The 18,044-nt window shown below is 43.1% G+C and carries 20 protein-coding genes; all 20 read left to right on the plus strand.

Annotated features, from left to right (window positions below):
• The first annotated feature begins 56 nt into the window (after positions 1 to 56).
• Complete coding sequence (locus LG211_RS12695) at positions 57 to 716, plus strand: response regulator transcription factor (RefSeq protein ID WP_029471092.1); 660 nt, start codon at positions 57 to 59, stop codon at positions 714 to 716.
• Positions 717 to 1,006: 290 nt separating this feature from the next.
• Entirely contained in the window at positions 1,007 to 2,071 is a 1,065-nt protein-coding gene (locus LG211_RS12700) for a sensor histidine kinase (RefSeq protein WP_269477677.1), read from the plus strand.
• 412 nt (positions 2,072 to 2,483) lie between these two features.
• Positions 2,484 to 3,296: a MerR family transcriptional regulator gene (locus LG211_RS12705; protein ID WP_269477678.1), complete on the plus strand. Its 813-nt coding sequence runs from the start codon at positions 2,484 to 2,486 to the stop codon at positions 3,294 to 3,296.
• Positions 3,297 to 3,414: 118 nt separating this feature from the next.
• On the plus strand, positions 3,415 to 3,888 hold the full coding sequence (gene tsaA / locus LG211_RS12710; RefSeq protein ID WP_269477679.1) for a tRNA (N6-threonylcarbamoyladenosine(37)-N6)-methyltransferase TrmO: 474 nt from the start codon (positions 3,415 to 3,417) through the stop codon (positions 3,886 to 3,888).
• Between the two features lie 11 nt (positions 3,889 to 3,899).
• Positions 3,900 to 4,505: a GNAT family N-acetyltransferase gene (locus LG211_RS12715; protein ID WP_161874553.1), complete on the plus strand. Its 606-nt coding sequence runs from the start codon at positions 3,900 to 3,902 to the stop codon at positions 4,503 to 4,505.
• Between the two features lie 290 nt (positions 4,506 to 4,795).
• Entirely contained in the window at positions 4,796 to 5,236 is a 441-nt protein-coding gene (locus LG211_RS12720; RefSeq protein ID WP_117473305.1) for a hypothetical protein, read from the plus strand.
• A gap of 13 nt (positions 5,237 to 5,249) precedes the next feature.
• Positions 5,250 to 5,879 carry a TetR/AcrR family transcriptional regulator gene (locus LG211_RS12725; protein WP_269477680.1) on the plus strand — a complete coding sequence of 210 codons (630 nt, stop codon included), beginning with the start codon at positions 5,250 to 5,252 and terminating at the stop codon, positions 5,877 to 5,879.
• On the plus strand, positions 5,879 to 6,364 hold the full coding sequence (locus LG211_RS12730) for a flavodoxin domain-containing protein (protein ID WP_117473303.1): 486 nt from the start codon (positions 5,879 to 5,881) through the stop codon (positions 6,362 to 6,364). The genes LG211_RS12725 and LG211_RS12730 overlap by 1 nt, the downstream gene beginning before the upstream one ends.
• 144 nt (positions 6,365 to 6,508) lie before the next feature.
• A complete protein-coding gene (locus tag LG211_RS12735; protein ID WP_269477681.1) occupies positions 6,509 to 7,438 on the plus strand; it encodes an AraC family transcriptional regulator in 930 nt (309 codons plus the stop codon).
• A gap of 10 nt (positions 7,439 to 7,448) precedes the next feature.
• Entirely contained in the window at positions 7,449 to 7,880 is a 432-nt protein-coding gene (locus LG211_RS12740) for a DUF3788 domain-containing protein (protein WP_417448604.1), read from the plus strand.
• 318 nt (positions 7,881 to 8,198) lie between these two features.
• Positions 8,199 to 8,642, plus strand: coding sequence for a winged helix-turn-helix domain-containing protein (locus tag LG211_RS12745; RefSeq protein WP_269477682.1), 444 nt, complete (start codon positions 8,199 to 8,201; stop codon positions 8,640 to 8,642).
• Positions 8,643 to 8,755: 113 nt separating this feature from the next.
• Complete coding sequence (locus LG211_RS12750; protein ID WP_120486794.1) at positions 8,756 to 8,959, plus strand: MerR family transcriptional regulator; 204 nt, start codon at positions 8,756 to 8,758, stop codon at positions 8,957 to 8,959.
• Positions 8,934 to 9,638, plus strand: coding sequence for a response regulator transcription factor (locus LG211_RS12755; protein WP_269477683.1), 705 nt, complete (start codon positions 8,934 to 8,936; stop codon positions 9,636 to 9,638). Before LG211_RS12750 ends, LG211_RS12755 begins: the two co-directional genes overlap by 26 nt.
• Positions 9,639 to 11,051 (plus strand): sensor histidine kinase, encoded by a 1,413-nt coding sequence (locus tag LG211_RS12760; protein ID WP_269477684.1) that lies wholly within the window; start codon positions 9,639 to 9,641, stop codon positions 11,049 to 11,051. It abuts the gene before it with no gap.
• Between the two features lie 102 nt (positions 11,052 to 11,153).
• Positions 11,154 to 11,558, plus strand: coding sequence for an FMN-binding protein (locus LG211_RS12765; RefSeq protein ID WP_256165177.1), 405 nt, complete (start codon positions 11,154 to 11,156; stop codon positions 11,556 to 11,558).
• Between the two features lie 71 nt (positions 11,559 to 11,629).
• Positions 11,630 to 14,041 carry an ABC transporter permease gene (locus tag LG211_RS12770; protein ID WP_417448607.1) on the plus strand — a complete coding sequence of 804 codons (2,412 nt, stop codon included), beginning with the start codon at positions 11,630 to 11,632 and terminating at the stop codon, positions 14,039 to 14,041.
• A 26-nt stretch (positions 14,042 to 14,067) separates the two neighbouring features.
• Entirely contained in the window at positions 14,068 to 14,754 is a 687-nt protein-coding gene (locus tag LG211_RS12775; protein WP_269477686.1) for an ABC transporter ATP-binding protein, read from the plus strand.
• Between the two features lie 153 nt (positions 14,755 to 14,907).
• The gene (locus LG211_RS12780; protein ID WP_120486789.1) at positions 14,908 to 15,351 is read left to right on the plus strand and encodes a winged helix-turn-helix domain-containing protein; all 444 of its coding nucleotides are present in this window, start codon (positions 14,908 to 14,910) and stop codon (positions 15,349 to 15,351) included.
• 500 nt (positions 15,352 to 15,851) lie between these two features.
• Positions 15,852 to 16,271 carry a sigma-70 family RNA polymerase sigma factor gene (locus tag LG211_RS12785; RefSeq protein WP_269477687.1) on the plus strand — a complete coding sequence of 140 codons (420 nt, stop codon included), beginning with the start codon at positions 15,852 to 15,854 and terminating at the stop codon, positions 16,269 to 16,271.
• A 714-nt stretch (positions 16,272 to 16,985) separates the two neighbouring features.
• Complete coding sequence (locus tag LG211_RS12790; protein WP_269477688.1) at positions 16,986 to 17,837, plus strand: metallophosphoesterase family protein; 852 nt, start codon at positions 16,986 to 16,988, stop codon at positions 17,835 to 17,837.
• Positions 17,838 to 18,044 lie beyond the last annotated feature (207 nt).

Consider the following 18,044-nt stretch of genomic DNA (forward strand, 5'->3'; position numbering starts at 1 on the left):
TTTCTGCCCTTAAAGATTATGCTATACTGAAAAGAACAACGAAAGGAGGCGACAATATGGCAGCAATCCTTATGGTTGATGATGAACAGTCTATTTTAGAACTTGTCAAAAACGGGCTGCAAAAAGACGGACATCTCGTTACCATCTATACGTCTGCTGCACAGGTGCCACTTGATAAACTGAATAGGTACGACTTGATTATACTGGATATTATGATGCCGGATATAGACGGCTTTTCCTATTGTGATAAAATCCGTTCCCTTGTGGATTGTCCGATTCTCTTTCTAACCGCAAAGACAATGGAAAATGATATTACATTTGGGCTGGGTCTGGGGGCGGATGACTATCTGACAAAACCTTTCCGCATTGCAGAACTCAGGGCACGGGTAAACGCTCACTTACGCCGGGAGCACAGAGAACGGCATACGGCTCTTGCTTTTGACAGGATAAAAATAGATTTATCTGCAAAAGAATTACGGGTAGATAATACGCCTGTTCCCCTGACCAAAAGCGAATACCTGATTTGTGAATACCTTGCCCGGAATAAAGGACAGGTATTTTCAAAGGAACAGATTTACGAAGCGGTTTTTAGCTTAGAGGGCGACAGTGATAATTCCACCATTTCCACTCATATCAAAAATATTCGGGCGAAATTAAGTAAGTGGGATATTCAGCCGATTGTGACAGTCTGGGGGATTGGGTATAAATGGGAATGAAGAAAACAACATCATTGAAAGCGTCTTTCTGGAAATTTTTATGTATGCTGCTTGTGGGACTGTTGGGGGCGGCAGCCGTCCCCTTCGGCCTTATTTTAGCCGGAACAAATATGGGCTTTATTACTTATGCCAATTATATGGAAAGCAGCGCAAAAAACCTCGCCCCGGTTATCGCTGCCACGCCGGATCTGGCAGACGTTCAGCTCCCTATGGGGTGCAGGTATCTGTTGCTGGATAAGAATTATCGGGTAGTAAAAACGTCCTTAGAGGGTGAAGATTTGGACTCGGCTATGGAATATGCCATATCGGGGAAGGCAAATCAAAATCCGGACAAGCAGTACTTATTTGTTACCCGTGAAAACGAATATGTGGTGCTTCAATACTATGTCGGTTCGCAGTTTACCAACGAATGGCTTTATGAGCATTTCCCATCGCCGGAAATCCTGCTGTATATTCTCATTGCCATAAACTGTATAATGGTGTGCATAATCTTAACGGCAAAATTCGCAAAAAATCTACAGGTGCAGCTTTCCCCGCTTTTTGAAGCAACAGAACAGGTTGCACGGCAAAATCTTGATTTTGAAGTGGGACACTCCAAAATCAAAGAATTTGAGGATGTACTTTGTTCTTTTTCCGATATGAAAAACAATCTGAAATCATCTTTAGAAAAACAATGGGACGCAGAGCGATTACAAAGGGAGCAAATCGCGGCGCTTGCTCATGACTTAAAAACACCGTTGACTGTCGTTCAAGGAAATATCGACCTGATAAGTGAAACGGAACTTGACGACGAGCAGCGGTTATATGCTGGGTATATTACAGAAAGCTCCGAACAGATAGGCGTTTATATTAGGACGCTAATAGATATATCCCGGACTGCCTCTGGGTATCAGCTTAATTTAGAAAAATTTGATATGGCTGATTATATGGAGCTGATAGAAGCCCGGGCAAGCTCTATGTGTCTTACGAAAGGAATTTCCTTGCACATGGAAACCGGCATAGATTTAGGTGTTTTTAAAGCGGATAAAATGCTGCTGGAACGGGCGATTATGAATGTGATTGCCAATGCGATAGACTACTCTCCCACGAAAGGAACCATCTATATCGTAACGAAAAAGGCAGACAACTTTCTGCAAATCTCCATAACGGACGAGGGCAGCGGTTTTACATCGGAAGCCCTGCATCATGCACACGAGCAATTTTTCATGAGTGACCATAGCCGGACTTCTAACCTGCATTTTGGTATGGGGCTTTATATTACAAGCTGCATTACCAGGCAGCATAACGGGCAGCTCATATTGGAAAATTCTGATATAACAAATGGCGCACAGGTCATTATAAAAATCCCATATTAGAAAGTAGTGGGCGGTATTTCGGTATCGTCCATTATTGGTTTGAGTTGACTGTGAAAGAATTTGATGCCATCCATCTTCTCATTGCAATTCGAAAACGGGTATTGCTGTCCTTTTATTTGGAGGCGGCAACCTATAATCAAGCGTTCCAACGGAACGCGTAGCCATCACCGCAGGTGGTGATCTCAGGGGTTTGGGGACATGTCACCAACAAGCATTTTGGCAGGAATACCGGAAACGGATTCCTGCCAAAATACGCAATCTTACGGAAGATTGCATTGCTTGCCATTTTGTGGTGACTGGAAAACAGCATTGATAGACTAAACGAAAGACGGTACAATAAGGATGCAGCAAGTAACATATAAAGCTGTAATGAGATAAAAGTACAAATATAGTTAGAGTAGGTGGTGAAACGATGTTTCGGATAGGAGAATTTTCAAAGCTGACACAGGTATCTGTCCGTATGCTTCGATATTATGATGAAATGGAGCTTTTGAAACCGGCAAAGGTTGACAAGTGGACGGGACACCGGCTGTATTCGGTGGAGCAAATACCGCGTCTAAATAAAATCCTGTATTTGCGGGATAGTGGGCTGAATGTTTCAGAAATCGCGCTTGCCCTGACGATGGACGAGCAATCACTCCTTGCGCAACTCGACAAAAAGCGTATAGAGATAGAAAATGCAATACAGGCCGAACGAGAAAAACTGCAAAAGATCGAACTTGCAAAAAATGAGATACAGGGTGGTAAAGGAGAACTGCACTATAACATCTCCGTTAAGTCGATCCCGGCGTATCAGGTGCTATCCTTACGGAAAGTTGTACCAAACTACTATTCCGAGGGCGACTTATGGAAAGAACTTTCTGCTTTTACAGGTGCGCAAAAAATAGAAATAGCAAGCAATACATTTTCCATTTATCACGATACAGAATTTCGGGAGACAGATGTTGATATTGAGCTATGCGCTCCGGTAAAGAAAATGGGAACGGCAAAAGATCCATTTTGTTTTCGTATGACTGAACCAGTCCCATATATGGCTTGCACAATGGTCTACGGCGATTTTGCAAATATAAAAGGGGCCTATCTTGCCTTTGCTGAATGGCTGCAGAAAAACAGCGAATACAAAATGTCTGACCCGATGCGTCAAATCGTGCATAGAGGCCCGTGGAATGAGAATAACCCTGAAAAATATTTGATTGAGCTTCAAATACCGCTGAAACAAACATGATTGTACAGACTTTGAAATGTCTTGTGAAAAATGCAGGGCATTTTTTATTTTTCCCTGTTGCATCTCACATGATGTGAGGTCTTATACTGGTTTTACCAACAAAGCAAGGAGGAAAAATATGACTTATCAATTAAAAGCCATTGGTAAAGTAAAAAATGATGAAAACGGCACATTTATTCAGTTAGAGCCGGAGTACATTCCCGGACTGCAAGCCTTAGAGGGCTTCAGCCATATCAATGTCCTTTGGTGGTTCAGCGATTGCGACAACGGCGCAGACCGGAATGAATTACAGACAGAACAGCCCTATAAAGGCGCACCCGAAGTCATGGGCGTATTTGCGACGCGATCTCCTGCGCGTCCGAACCCTATCGCATTAACGACATCCGAGATCATCAACATTGATTTCACCAACGGCATGATTCGTGTTACATTCATTGACGCAAACGACAATACACCCGTACTTGACATCAAGCCCTACACGCCGAGTTTTGACAGGGTAGAAACGCCCGGTGTTCCCGTATGGTGCAGCGAATGGCCGAGAAGTACAGAAGCGTCCGGCTGTTTCGATTGGGGACAGGTGTTCAACTTTTAAGGGGGCGGCTTATGAAATTACAGGATTTTGTTCAGGATAAACCCATTCTTGAAACGGAACAACTTATTCTGCGCCCTCTGCGAAAAGAAGATGTTGTGGATTTGAAAGAATGGCTGGGAGACAGTTCCGTTTACCGGTATTGGGGCAAACGTCCCGGAAAAAGCGACTTAAATCCAGAATTACTTTTCCAAAAGCCGGAGAAACCTACGAAAAGTTTTCATTGGGGTGTTGTACACAAACAGGATCATAAAGTTATTGGCGATATGTGGGTATATCTCATTGAGAATGACCGCATGGCAAAAGTGGCATTTCGCCTTTCACCTGCCTATCAAGGCAACCGACTTATGACAGAAGCACTGGCGAGAGTAGCTATCTTCTGCTTTGAAGAAACGGAATTACAGCGTTTATGGGCTGATGTTCATGTACAAAATATTGCATCGTATAAAACTTTAGAAAAAGCAGGCTTCAAGCGTGAGGGACTTATCCGTGAAGGTAAAATGGTAAACACCTACTGCGATTACTATTTGTACGGTATGACTAAAACTGATTATATTGAAATCACCGATAAGGGGCTACCCCCTTATTGGCACTGCGAACGCTTTTTCCGAAAGAACTGAAACTATATAACCCCAATCTGCCGGACGACGGCAAAAGAAAAAAGCCGCTGTTCGGCAGCTTTTATCCCATGTTCTGATTTTTACGGCGGTTTTGAACAAATCAAGACCGCCGTAAAGTGAAAATAGCTATTGTCTGAATCGCATTAGCGGCACTTATATTATTGACATGAATAGAGCATATATCCGCAAAGAGTTTTCTATAAGCTCTGCAAAGGACTTGACAGGCGAACAAAAAGTAGCTAAAATAAAAAGAGAACAAACGGTAGCCAAACAGAAAGGAGTTTAAGAATATGTTAAAACTATACTTTGGGAACAGCGTTGCAATTATCAGTACGCTTTTGCTGGGGGCAAATCTCGGCTATATAATATGGGGATATTTAAACCGAGCGGCAATCCAAAAATGGGGTATGATTATTCTACTCTTTATCCTGCTTCACGGTACGTTGTGGTATTTTACGAACGTCCGCGATCTGTATTCCAACTCTATTATCTATGCTACTGATGGCAGTGTAGGAATGGGGCTGTTTTCCGTTAGCAGCATTCAATCCATTGTCTTTTGGGTGGCAAGTGTGATTATATGGGTGCTTGGGATAATATCAATCTTCAAACCGGTATACAGGCAAAATATTTTTTTCATTATTGCTGTTGTGAGTATTGTTCAAATTGCATTTATTGAGGGTTCTCGTATATGGCTTTACAATTCTGTTCCTACTCGTTTTGATTATATGTAAGTGAGGTATTGGCATGGCGAAAAGAAATACGAAAGAAACCATTTTATTTGAATCACTAAAGCTGTTTGCTGATAAAGGCTATGACGGTGTAACAGTGCGTGACATTGCGGCAGAAGTCGGAATTAAGCAAAGCTCTTTATACAAGCATTACAAAAGCAAGCAAGAAATCTTTGATACGTTGGTAGACACAATGCAATCACGTTTTAGGGATGCGGCTACTTCTTTTCAGCTTCCTAACGGCGAATTGCAAGAAATGGCAAGGGAATACGCAACGGGTGGCAACGAGGTTTTGAAAAAAATTAGTAGTGAGATTTTTCATTTTTACTTGAAAGACCCCTATGCTTCACAGTTTCGTAAAATGCTTTCCATTGAGAAATACAAAAATGAGGAAATAGACCGCATATATCGGGAAGTTTATATTGATACTGCTATTTCGTATCAAGCTAAACTATTTGAAGAAATGATTAAACAAGGCTTCATGCGGCAAGCCAATCCCGAAGTCATGGCATTACAATTCTTTTCGCCAATTTTTCTTTTACTCAATAAATATGACGGTATAGCAGAAAAGGAAAAAGAGGCAATAGAAATGTTGGGAAAACATATAGAACAGTTTGACATGATTTACCGTAAGGAGGAGATTTAATGAAAACTGCAATCGTGTACGCCACAAAATACGGCTGTACAAAAGAATGCGCAGAAATCCTAAAGACTTATCTTCATGGTGAAGTAAACATACTTTCAGCAAAAGCAGATAAAATCAATCTGTCTCAATATGACGCTGTTTTTATTGGTGGTTCTGTGTATATGGGTAAAATCCAAAAAGAAATTACGCAATTTTGTAAACGCAATCTAAAACAGCTATTACACATGAAGATTGGATTGTTCGTTTGTTGCTATACCCCGAAAGATACAGAGGGATTTTTTGAAACACTTTACCCCATAGAGCTAATAAACCATGCTTCCTATGTAACCTCTGTCGGCGGCAAGATGGACTACGAAAAAATGAATGTTCTATATAGAAAATTGTTTCATTCTTTGAAAAAGATTGACGGCTTTAATGAGGGATTTACTGAACCAGAAATAAACGAGAGTGAAATAAAAAAATTAGCAGAAACAGTTAATAAGTAACACACATTACTTCTTTACGAATTGAGGTGGTTTAAGGTTTCTATTTTACAAAGCGCATTTTCCTAATCAAAAAGCGCATTGCGTGAAAAGCCTGGCAAAAAATAAAATGATATAATTTGGACATCAAATATAGGAGGTGCCGCAATGCACGCATATGAAGCAATCGAACAATCCTTGACTTATATCGAGGAACACCTGACAAAAGAAATTTCAACGGAAGAACTGGCAGATACTGTAGGTCTGTCCCCCTTTTATTTTCAGCGCTTGTTCAAGCGGCTGGTAAATAAACCGGTTCAGGAATATGTGAAGCTCCGCCGTCTGGCAAAGGTTATTGAAAATCTGAAAAGTACCGAACAGAGGATTCTTGACGTTGCTTTGGACTATGGCTTTTCAAGCCATGCGAATTTTACACGGGCTTTCAAGGAAACGTATGGGATTACGCCTGAAAACTACAGGAGGGATTTACCAATGCTCAATACATTCGACAAGCCGGAAGTTTCCATGAATTATGTTTTAGTAGACGAAGGGGTTCCACTGGTGGTAGGAAATATCGTCTTGGAGATCCAGAGAAAGACATTGGAAAAACCGGAAATTTATCTCGGCCTGGAAACGGAAGTTCGCATTTCTGAACAAATACCGATTGGTGAAAGCACAGGTGTAGATGTGCCAGGACAGCTTTGGAAGCGTTATCACATGGAGAAGGCTTCAATCGAAGCCAATCTAAATACTACTGTAGAAATGGGAATGTCCCATACGGAAGGTACTTCACAAAACCTTTTCACTTATTTTGCAGGTGGCCTTGTTCAAAATATTCCGGATCGGCTACAGGATGGTTTTGTTAAGAGAGAACTCTCGGCAGGAGAATACATCGTTTGCAGAGTCGAAGCAGAAAATTTTGAGGATTTGGTGACGGTCGCTTTAGATCAGGCCAGCAAATACCTTTTTGGTATATGGCTGCCCCACCACAATTTAACCACGGAGCCTTTCTCGGCAGAAAAGTATTATCGTGGCTCAGAGGGTATGGCTTGTATGGAAATTTGGGTTAAGCCCCTGCCACTGAAAAATAAAAGCTAAGGAGGAATTTATGATGGATTGGAATGCGCTATATTCAAATGAACAACCTCCATCGCTGGAGCAAGTCACGGAATACATTAACAATCCGTTATGGACAGATTTTAATAACCGTATCCAGTTCACCTATCGGACCAGGCCCTGCATGGAATACAGCCGTTGTTCCATGCAGGCAGGCTGGAATATTAAGTATAAAAAAGGTGGAAAGTCACTTTGTACGCTCTATCCAATGCAAGGCTATTTTATCGCTCTCGTGGTTGTAGGAAGTCATGAACTTATGGAGGCAGAGTTTCTTATGCCGCAATGTTCCGACTATGTGCAGACAGTATTCAAAAACACAAAAACTGGAAATAGACAGAAATGGTTGATGCTGGAGGTACGGGATAGAGGAATTATGGATGATGTATGTAGCCTCATCAATCTCAGAAAGCGTATACCGTCATAACAGGAAATGAAACCACAATATTCGACAAGCCCTAATGAAGATAACTAGAGTTTATATAGTGTTTTATTTCATCTCATTTTTCCGTGTTGACAATTTATTAATTTTTTCAAAAAATATATCAGGGTGACTCCGAAACAATATAGAAAATTATATAACGCTTAAAAGGAATTTTCGGCATAGAGCATAACAACACAACAGGAGTATTAGTTGATGGTAAAAGAATAAATACCCACGCTGACGGAAAGGAGGTGGCAACATGGGAAATTAGCTGTATTTGATATATCTGAACCGGGCGGTAGAATTGCGGAGAAGCTGTTCATGCTGTTAAGCACCCGCCAACGTCAGGAGTTAGTTGATTATCTTCTCGATTTCCAAAAGCAACAGAATAATCCGGCTGACAGCCCATACGCCATTCCTGAAACTTATAGGGCGCAGACAGCCATTGATGAACCGTTTACAGAGATTCAAATGGGCGATTTATACTTCTGTCAGGAGCAACGGCTTGTATGTATTAGCGAGCAGGTAATTAAATTAACCGCTAAAGAATTTGACATTCTTGCTTTGTTGATCACCCACCCGAAGCGTGTATTTACTTATGAGCTTATTATGGAATTGGTCTGGAATGAGGATTATTCGCTCTATTCCCGAAAAGCCGTCAATAACCATGTGAGTAATCTGCGGAGGAAACTGAGAACTACACCTGATTCCCCGGACTACATCAAAAGTGTTATTGGTGTTGGTTATAAATTTGAAGTGACATAACAAAGGTCACAAGGTAAGGTTCTGCTTGCCTTGTGGCCTTTATTAGAGACTGCAATCTCCTGTTGTATTATTCGAGCAAAAGAACTATAATAAGAATGCTGGAGGTATGCGATATGGATTACATGACTCTGAAAGAAGCAAGTGAAAAATGGGGCATTACTCCCCGAAGGATAAATTATCTATGTACCGCAGGACGTATTCCTGGAGCTATGAAGATGGCAACAATATGGCTTATTCCAAAAACAGCACAAAAACCTATGGATGGCCGAAGAAAAGAAAGCAGGTGCCAAAATGGAAAGCAAAATTTTACTGGTTGATGATGAAAAGGATATTGTTGATTTGTTAGAGGAAATACTACAAAAAGAGGGATTTCACTCTGTTCAGAAAGCCTATACCGGGCTGGATGCTTTGAACATTTGCCGGGAATATCAGCCGGATGTGATTGTTTTGGACATTATGCTGCCTGATGTTGACGGTCTGGAAGTCTGCAAGCAAATCCGGGAATTTTCCTATTGCTCCATCCTGTTTCTATCCTCAAAAAATGATGATATTGATAAGATTCTCGGCCTGTCTTACGGTGGCGACGATTACATTACAAAACCATTCAGCCCTCGTGAAGTGGTGTTCCGTATCAAAGCCCAACTACGCCGCCAACAATATCAAACAGCTCTTGCCGTGAATGACGCGGTCTGTTTGACCGCTGGACCGCTTTCTATTGATAAAGAAAGCTTCCGGGCTTATAAAGCCGGACAGGAAATCGGATTGACTGGCCGTGAATTTCTACTACTGTCTTACCTCATGGAAAATGCAGATAAAATTATCAGTAAAGAACGGCTTTATGAACAGGTATGGGGTGAGTACAGCAGCATTTGTGATAACACTATTATGGTGCATATCCGTCATTTGCGGGAAAAAATTGAGGATAACCCCTCTGCCCCACAGCAGCTTATCACCGTGAAAGGTTTGGGCTACAAGCTCAAAAAGAGGATTGATTAAATGAAACGATCAGGCTATCGCACGATATTTCATATTTACCTGATTTTCTTTCTGTCGTTGCTGGGAGCTGTTTTATTGGCAGGATGTCTTATTTTTATGACGATTTCCATTCAGACACCAGATGGCATAATCGCAAGAAGCGACTGGCCTAAAACATTTACAGAAGATTTCAAAGATCAGATTATTTTCATAGAAGCTGCGCCGCAGATTAAGCAGGCAGGAATAGCATTGTTACGGGACAATGGGGTTGGCATCCAGATTTTAGACCCCTCCGGCTGTGAAGTATTCAGTTATCAGGAGCCGGAGCAGGCCAATACGACATATTCCAGTGCGGAATTGCTGCAGCTCTTTCAAGCGGGAAAGTTAGAAAACAGCGAAACTACCGCCTTTGTTGGAATAGCCTCCAACGCCGGAACAGATTATATTTATATTCTGTATTTCCCTGTGGATGTTTCTAAAGTCACAATGTACGTCAATGGGGAACGGTTTGCAGGAGGTAAAACCATCATTTTACCTATCCTTTCGGCTATGCTTTTGCTTGTCCTTATTTCGGGCGTTCTCTATGGAGTTTTTACAACAAAGGCAATGAAGCGGCTGACGACATCTATTCAAGAAATTTCTGCCCGCAGCTTTCTTCCGGTTCAAGACCACGGTGTGTTCCATGATTTGTATGATAGTCTGAACACGTTGGATTCAGAAATCAGAGCCAGCGATCAACTGCGAGTACAGACCGACAAAATGCGTGCAGAATGGATTGCCAATATCACCCACGACTTGAAAACGCCGCTTTCCCCGCTAAAAGGGTATGCGGAGATTCTACAAGAAACCGGCGGGAAAAGTCAGGAACAGAGCAGGCGTTATGCTGGAATTATGCTAAAAAATATTTCTTATATGGAAACACTTATTGACGATCTGAAGCTGACCTATCAATTAGAAAATGGTATGCTCCCTATCAACCGGGAGGAAAAGAATATCGTGCGTTTTCTAAAAGAACTGGCGATTGATATTTTGAATACCCCTGAATATGAAAACCGTACCATTCATTTTGAAAGTCCAGAAGAAATCGTTTTGTACTCATTCGATCAGACGCTTTTAACAAGAGCCTTTCGGAATTTAATCATTAACGCCTTTGTGCATGGGGAAGAACATACCGAAGTTACTCTGCGTCTGTTGGTATCTGATTCCACATTGGAAATTTATGTTGCCGATAATGGAAAAGGAATGGAACCAGAAACAACTGAACATCTTTTTGACCGCTATTATCGTGGAACCAACACCGAACAAAAACCAGAGGGAAGCGGATTGGGACTGGCTATTGCCAAAGGTATTATTGAGATACACAGCGGCACAATTTCCGTTTCCAGTATTCCTACTGTCGGGACTACATTTCAAATTGAATTTTCTCTCCGTTAAGGTTAATTAAGGTTGCCTGAAAATTAGATTAAGGTTGGCAGGCTATCATTGTTTTAGTGATAGCTACCAACCTTTTTCTTGATTTATAAGGGGGGTGACAACGTGAAAGAAAAAACAAAAAAGGTTGTTCCATATTTTCTGACGATTGCGGCTACACTCTGTGTCGGCTTTATCCTTGTGGCGTTCTTATTACGCCCGCAAGTTTTGGATATAGGCACAGTTGATCTGAACACGATTGCAGATGGTGAGTATATCGGGGTATGCCAGAACAAAATTCTATTTGCTGTCGTTAAAGTTGAGATACAAAACCATAAAATTATCGGTATTGAGGTTGTGGAGCATAAAGCCTCCTATATGGAGCAGGCTGAACAGATCGCCGGGGCGGTATGTTCCGAACAGTCATTAGAAGTTGACGCCATTTCTGGCGCTACCCTTACCAGCAATACCGTGTTAAAAGCAATCGAGAACGCATTAGTGGATGGTGCAAGCCTATCCGATAGAAAGTAGGTGTTATTTTGAAAATCATATTGAAATACATTTTCACAAATGTCAAAGAGAGAAAAACACGAACGGCTGTTATGCTGCTGTCAATTTTACTTTCTACAACCTTGTTGTTCGTATCCTTTTCCATTGGTGCATCGTATGAAAGCGCACAGAGGAAAATGGCTCGCGGTATGGCTGGTAGCGCGACATTATCTGTAAGTGCGGCAGATGGAGGGATTGATTTCAGCGTCCTGCCGGAATTATCCTCAATCAGCGCCAGCGTTGGAATGTTGGAGAGTTCGGCTCTTTACCACGAAAACGGTTATTATGAAGCCATTGACTTGATAGCGGCTGACCTTACCCAGCTCAATCAAATCAATCCTCCTCGTTTAGCAAATGGCGGCGAAATTACGGATTTTACTGGCAATCAGGTGATCTTGCCAGACCGCTTTACTTCAAAATATGGAATTAAAGCAGGTGATACAATCACGCTGCAAATTGGTGGACAGCCGATCACTTTAGAGGTGGCGGGGATTGCTGCCTACGATACGGTTTTTCTCCGGCATACAAGAGGTGCAACCGCCCTTTTGCCTTTATCTACATTGTCCGAGCTGTTAGGAAAGACAGACGGATATACAGAAATTCTCATTGAACCGGCCGGGGGAACGACTACCGCTGAATTGAAAAATGAGCTGGCGGCGGCACTTCCTGACGGTGAATATAAAGTGTCCGAAGTAGTAAACGAGGCACAGATCACCGCAGATGCAAGACAAAAATCCATGCCGTTTTTCCTGATTAGCTTTTTCTCCCTGACAATGAGTGTCTTTATCATTTACAGCAGCTACAAGGTAATCACCTTAGACCGGCTGCCGGTGATTGGAACATTCCGCAGTATTGGAGCTACACAAAAGGCTGTGACCCATATTCTTCTGCTGGAAAGTGCACTGTATGGTGTTATGGGTGGCCTGATTGGTATTCCGGTGGGAACGGTGGTCTTGAAACTGATTTTACAGGGGATGGGTCAATCTCTTTCGCAGGGCATTGAGATTCCTATTGTAATTTCTCCATTCAGCATCATTTTTTCCTTTGCCGTTGCAGTAGTCGTGTCTTTACTTTCCGCATGGCTTCCGGTACGCCGGGCGAGCCGCCTGCCAATCAAGGATGTGGTGCTTGGCAGCGTGGAAGAAAAACATATCCCCAGGCGATTTATTGTTGGCGCTGGTGTTGTGCTTTTTGTAATTTCGGTTATTCTTCCAAAGCTGGCATCAGGAAATATGCTGTATCTGGCCGGTGGATTCTCTTTGCTGGGGCTGATTGCCGCTACAATTTTGATTGTTCCGCTGCTGACGAACTTGATCTCTGCGGGACTGGAATATTTCTACGGCGCGGTCTTGGGTAATGAGGGCAGATTAGCCGCCCGGAATATGCGGGATAACAAAAACACTTCGCAAAATATCACATTGCTGTTTATCAGCATTTCTGCTGTGATTGCTATTACTGTTGTAGGGAATTTTGTAACCACCTATGTAAGCGATGTTTTCAATGGGGCCGAGCTGCAAGGCTTTGCAGACGGGTACATGGAGCCGGACTTTGTAGAGCAGGTTAAGGATATGGATGGGATTGAAAAGGTACTTCCTGTCTTTGTATATGAAAATCGGATGCAGGCAGACGGTATGACCTTTAGCCGCCTGGAGGCAACTGATAATCTGGAATGGTACAGCTCCATGCTGGCACTCCACTATACGGAAAAAGGCATGGAAGAAAAAGCTGCTTCAGCCTTTGACGGGGAAAGAGCTATTTTGTTAAGTGAAAGCTGCATGGAGCGCACCGGTTTTGACATAGGTGATACTCTTTCCCTGAATTGCGGCACTGGACAAAACAATTATCTGGTAGTGGGCAGCTTCAAATCAAGGGCTACGGATGTGGAAGCGTTGATTTCTTCCACCTATGCAGTTTCCGATTTTGATGCCTCTGCCTATGACTTCCTCGCCTATACCGCCGCAGACCCGGACGCTATTATGGTACAAATTCGGGACCTGTTTGGCGAAACATCAAATTGGAGCCGGACGGTGGAGGAATTTAACACAGATGCTCTGTCTACTGTGGGAGCTTTTTTGCGGCCTATGCACAGCATGACCTATTTTATCCTTTTACTGGCTGCTGTGGGGATTATCAATAACCTGTTGATTAACTATATTCAAAAGCGGCGAAGCATTGCCATGTATAAGTCTGTGGGACTTTCTAACCGGCAGAACATGAAAATGACATTGATTGAGGGATTTTCTTCTGGCCTGATCGGAGCTGTTATAGCAATTTTTGTTTCCTATATGGAAATTCAGACGATTTTTCTTGTGGCTGGCCCTAAAATCTCGATGGTGCCGGAACTGGATGCAGTTACATTCCTGACCGCTGGCGGCATGGGAATGATTGTGACCCTTCTTGGCTCTGTTGTTCCGATCTTTAAAAGCCGCCGCATGAAGCTGGTGGAAGAAATCAAATTTGAATAATACAAGAAGATGGGAGGTTTTTTCAAATGAAATCATTTGTTGGCAATATAACCGTTGAGGGAAAACATATCATAAAAGATTTTCGCCTTGGTGACACCACCACAAAGGTACTCAAAGATATTTCCTTACAGGTCATGCAGGGGGAATTTGTGTCTATTATGGGGCCGTCCGGCTCAGGAAAGAGCACGCTGCTCTATATTCTTGGAGGTCTGGATGCTCCAACCAGCGGCCATGTCCTTTTGAATGGTACGGATATTTCGCGTTTTGGGGATGAAAAAATGAGCCGTATCAGGCGGCAGAAAATTGGCTTTGTCTTTCAGTTTTATAACCTCATTCCCAACCTGAATGTAGAAGAAAACATCATGCTGCCCCTGCTCCTGGACGGCAAGAAGATGGGCGACTACAAAAAGCAGCTCGATCGAATTTTAGAGATTGTCGGCTTATCTAATCGCCGTAAGCATAAGCCCCGCGAATTATCTGGCGGTCAGCAGCAGCGCGTGGCAATCGCCCGCGCTCTGATCGGGAACCCCGAAATTCTATTTGCAGACGAGCCGACTGGCAATCTGGACAGCAAGACCGGGGCCGAGATTATGAACCTGCTGCGTGAGATTAACCAAAATAGCGGCCAGACAATCATTATGGTAACACATTCGCCGGATGCAGCTAAGAGTAGCAGCCGCGTGATTACCGTACAAGACGGTATGATTTTTTAAGTATATACTGAATGTAGTCAACATCTATAACTCAAGAAGGGTAGCATTTTGTAGATAAATTTTAGAATACAGTAGTGAAAGGGGTGGTGATATGGGAAATTAGCCGTATTTGATATATCTGAATCTGGCGGCAGAATTGCGGAAAAGCTGCTTGTGTTGTTAAGCGCCCGTCAGCGTCAGGAGTTAGTAAATTATCTTCTTGATTCTCAAAAGCAACAGAAGAATCCTGCCGACAGCCCATTCGCCATTTCCGAAACTAATAGGGGACAGACAGTCATTGATGAACCGTTTACAGAGATTCGCATGGGTGATTTATACTTCTGCCAAGAGCAGCGACTTGTATATATTGGTGAGCAGGAAATCAAATTAACAGCTAAGGAATTTGACATTCTTGCTTTATTAATCACACACCCGAAGCGGGTATTTACTTATGAACTGATTATGGAATTGGTCTGGAATGAGGATTATTCCTACTATTCCCGTAAAGCCGTCAATAACCATGTGAGTAATCTGCGGAGGAAACTGAAAACTACATCTGATTCCCCGGACTACATCAAAAGTATTATTGGCGTTGGTTATAAATTTGAAGTATTGTGATAAAGGCCATGAGACAATTTTATTTGTCTTGTGGCCTTTATTATAATATGGGCTCTTTTGTAAAATCCGTTCGAGACCGTGATTACCTCAAAACACATTTTATATAAGCCTTACCAAAACTATGATGTTTCAGGAAAGAACATAGCATTTGCCCCTGTATAATCTCCCCAAAAGGAGGCTGACGAGGGATAAGCCTTCTGCGCTTCCTTTTCGGGGAGGGCTGATAAATGCTGCCAAAGGGGAATATTCAACAGAATGGTTATTTTACATATAGAGCTTTATGCGCCGTAATCCATGTGGTGTGGATTGCGGCGTTTTTAAGTTTGGCCGAATTTACAATAGTTTTATATCATACACCTTCCTGCGCGCCCATTCTTCTATGGGCGCGTATTTCATATATAAGCGGCTGTTACAACAAGGGTTATCCGCGCTGCCGCTCCCCACCCTCTGATTTCGATTATGCTTACCAACCTAAAAAATCGAAATTGGAGGAATTACCCATGAAAGAAATCAATCTGCGGGATTACTACCCGTTTTATACACAGGACGCTATGGTTGAAGTGCCGGACGAAGTGGCCGATCTGCTTCGGGAATACAAATTAAGCGAGGCAGCGCATTTTCTGCGTACATACCGTCATAAAGCATATTTTTCCTTGGACTATGACAAGAATGTTGAACATGATGCCCTTGTGATCGTACTGGCACCGGAAGATATTCTGATCCAGGAGGAAGAACATGCGAGGCTGTACCGTGCCATTGCCTTGCTGCCTGAAAAGCAGAGGAACCGGATATGCTCACATTATCTGCTTGGCATGAGCCTTTCGGAAATTGCCAAAAGCGAACACTCGGCGGTAAGCTCTGTGCATGAAGGAATCCAGCGCGGGCTCCGGCGTCTGAAAAAAATTTTGGAAGAAATTTGATCCAGCCCCCGAAAATAACCCTCAAAAATGAAATGAATAATAGAGGGACATATTTTTAGGCAGGACAAGCCTGGTGGGTGTGGCCGTGCAGCACATGCTCCGGCCCGCCCAACTGAAATATTGTCATAACTGCCACACCCCCTCGCTTGCTCCTTGACAACCGAATATACGCTGTTACAGGTACTTCATTCTGTGTTCCGAGCGGCAGATGGGGCGGCGCGGCGACAGGCAGCCTAAGGAGGTGATGAATCCAGATTGTCCGAGCGATAAACGCAACCCACAAAACCGGCTGTGGCAGGCCGGACGCGACGACGGCACAGATCATAATGGTACTTCTTCACGGCTCCCTAAAGACTTGGGGAGAGTTCCTGCGGCGTGCGCCAGCTCTGGCAAAGCGGCGGCGTATGCGGGGCTATGATGCGGTGACGCTATCCGCAGCCTGTAACAGCCCCGCCCTGGTAGATCAGGGCTTGCCGGGGGGCGTGGCAAATACGGCAGTTAATCGAAATCAGATACAATGGGCCGGGTCTGTGACTGTAAGAGCGCAGGCCCGACTTATTCATGTGGTTTTGATGAAAGAATACAGAAATCACGGAAAGGGGGGACGATACAGCATATCTCCGATAAAGGCAAAGTAATACGCTGAAAGTCGTCACCTGATATGGTATAATCAGAAAGACGGATTTTTGAAATTAACAAGAGGTGGTATGCGGCATGAAAATATTATATGTTACAGATTTGCATGGGGATAAAAATAAATACAGGAAATCGCTGGACATTGCTATTGAGAAAAATATCAGTGTCATTGTGAATGGCGGGGATATGCTTCCTAAACTCGGAGAAAGACATCTGGAGCAGCCGTCGTTTATCAATGGATTTTTAAGGGATTATTTTTCGGAACTTGAAAAGCACGGCATTACATATCTCGCCATGCTTGGGAATGACGATCTTTTGTCGGTAGATGGACTGTTTGATGCAGTCTGCGGGGAATTTGGAAATATCCATAATATAGCCGGTAAAAAGGTCCGTGTCGGTGAATATGAGTTTATTGGAATGAACCATATTTTAGACCATCCTTTCGGGTGCAAGGACAGGGTTGTCACAGAAACGCATTATATCCCGCAGAGGCAGCTAAGCCCTGTCGCCGGTATTTCCAATGAATACGGCTATGACAGGATATATAACTGGCTGGAGTATTCAAGGACAGAACTTCTGCTTATGTGTGATATTCTGAAAGATTTGCCGGAACCGGAAAATCCCAGGCAGACAGTCTATGTGATGCACATGACTCCTGCCGGATTGAGGCTGGGGCAGCTTTTGTATCAGGATTTGGATATAGGCTCTGTGGATATTTATGATTTCCTGAAAGAGAAACAGCCGCTGCTTTCCTTGCACGGGCATATCCACGAAAGCCCTGATACAGAAAAAGGGAAATGGATAAACCGGATACTTGATACAGCCTGTATTCAGACGGGCCAGACAGAACTTAATGACAACAATATGGTCTATGCGGAGCTTGACCTGCAGGACAGGGAGTATTCGCGGAAAATTTTAAATGTAAAATGACAGGAAAGCGCCAGCGATGGTGCTTTTTTGTTACCCGGAAAAGAGGTGGAACATGGAGAACCAAAAGCAGTCAGACACGATCCAGATCGGGAACACGACATTTTATGTAACCGCAATTTTTTCTGGAACGGTCCAGTTGCAGCATTTGATAAAAAGACTGATACAAAAGGAAATTGAGCAGGAGAACAGTGCCAGTTAGCCGAAAAA

The organism is Hominibacterium faecale (assembly GCF_020734085.1).
In the GTDB taxonomy this organism is placed as follows: Bacteria; Bacillota; Clostridia; order Peptostreptococcales; family Anaerovoracaceae; genus Hominibacterium; species Hominibacterium faecale.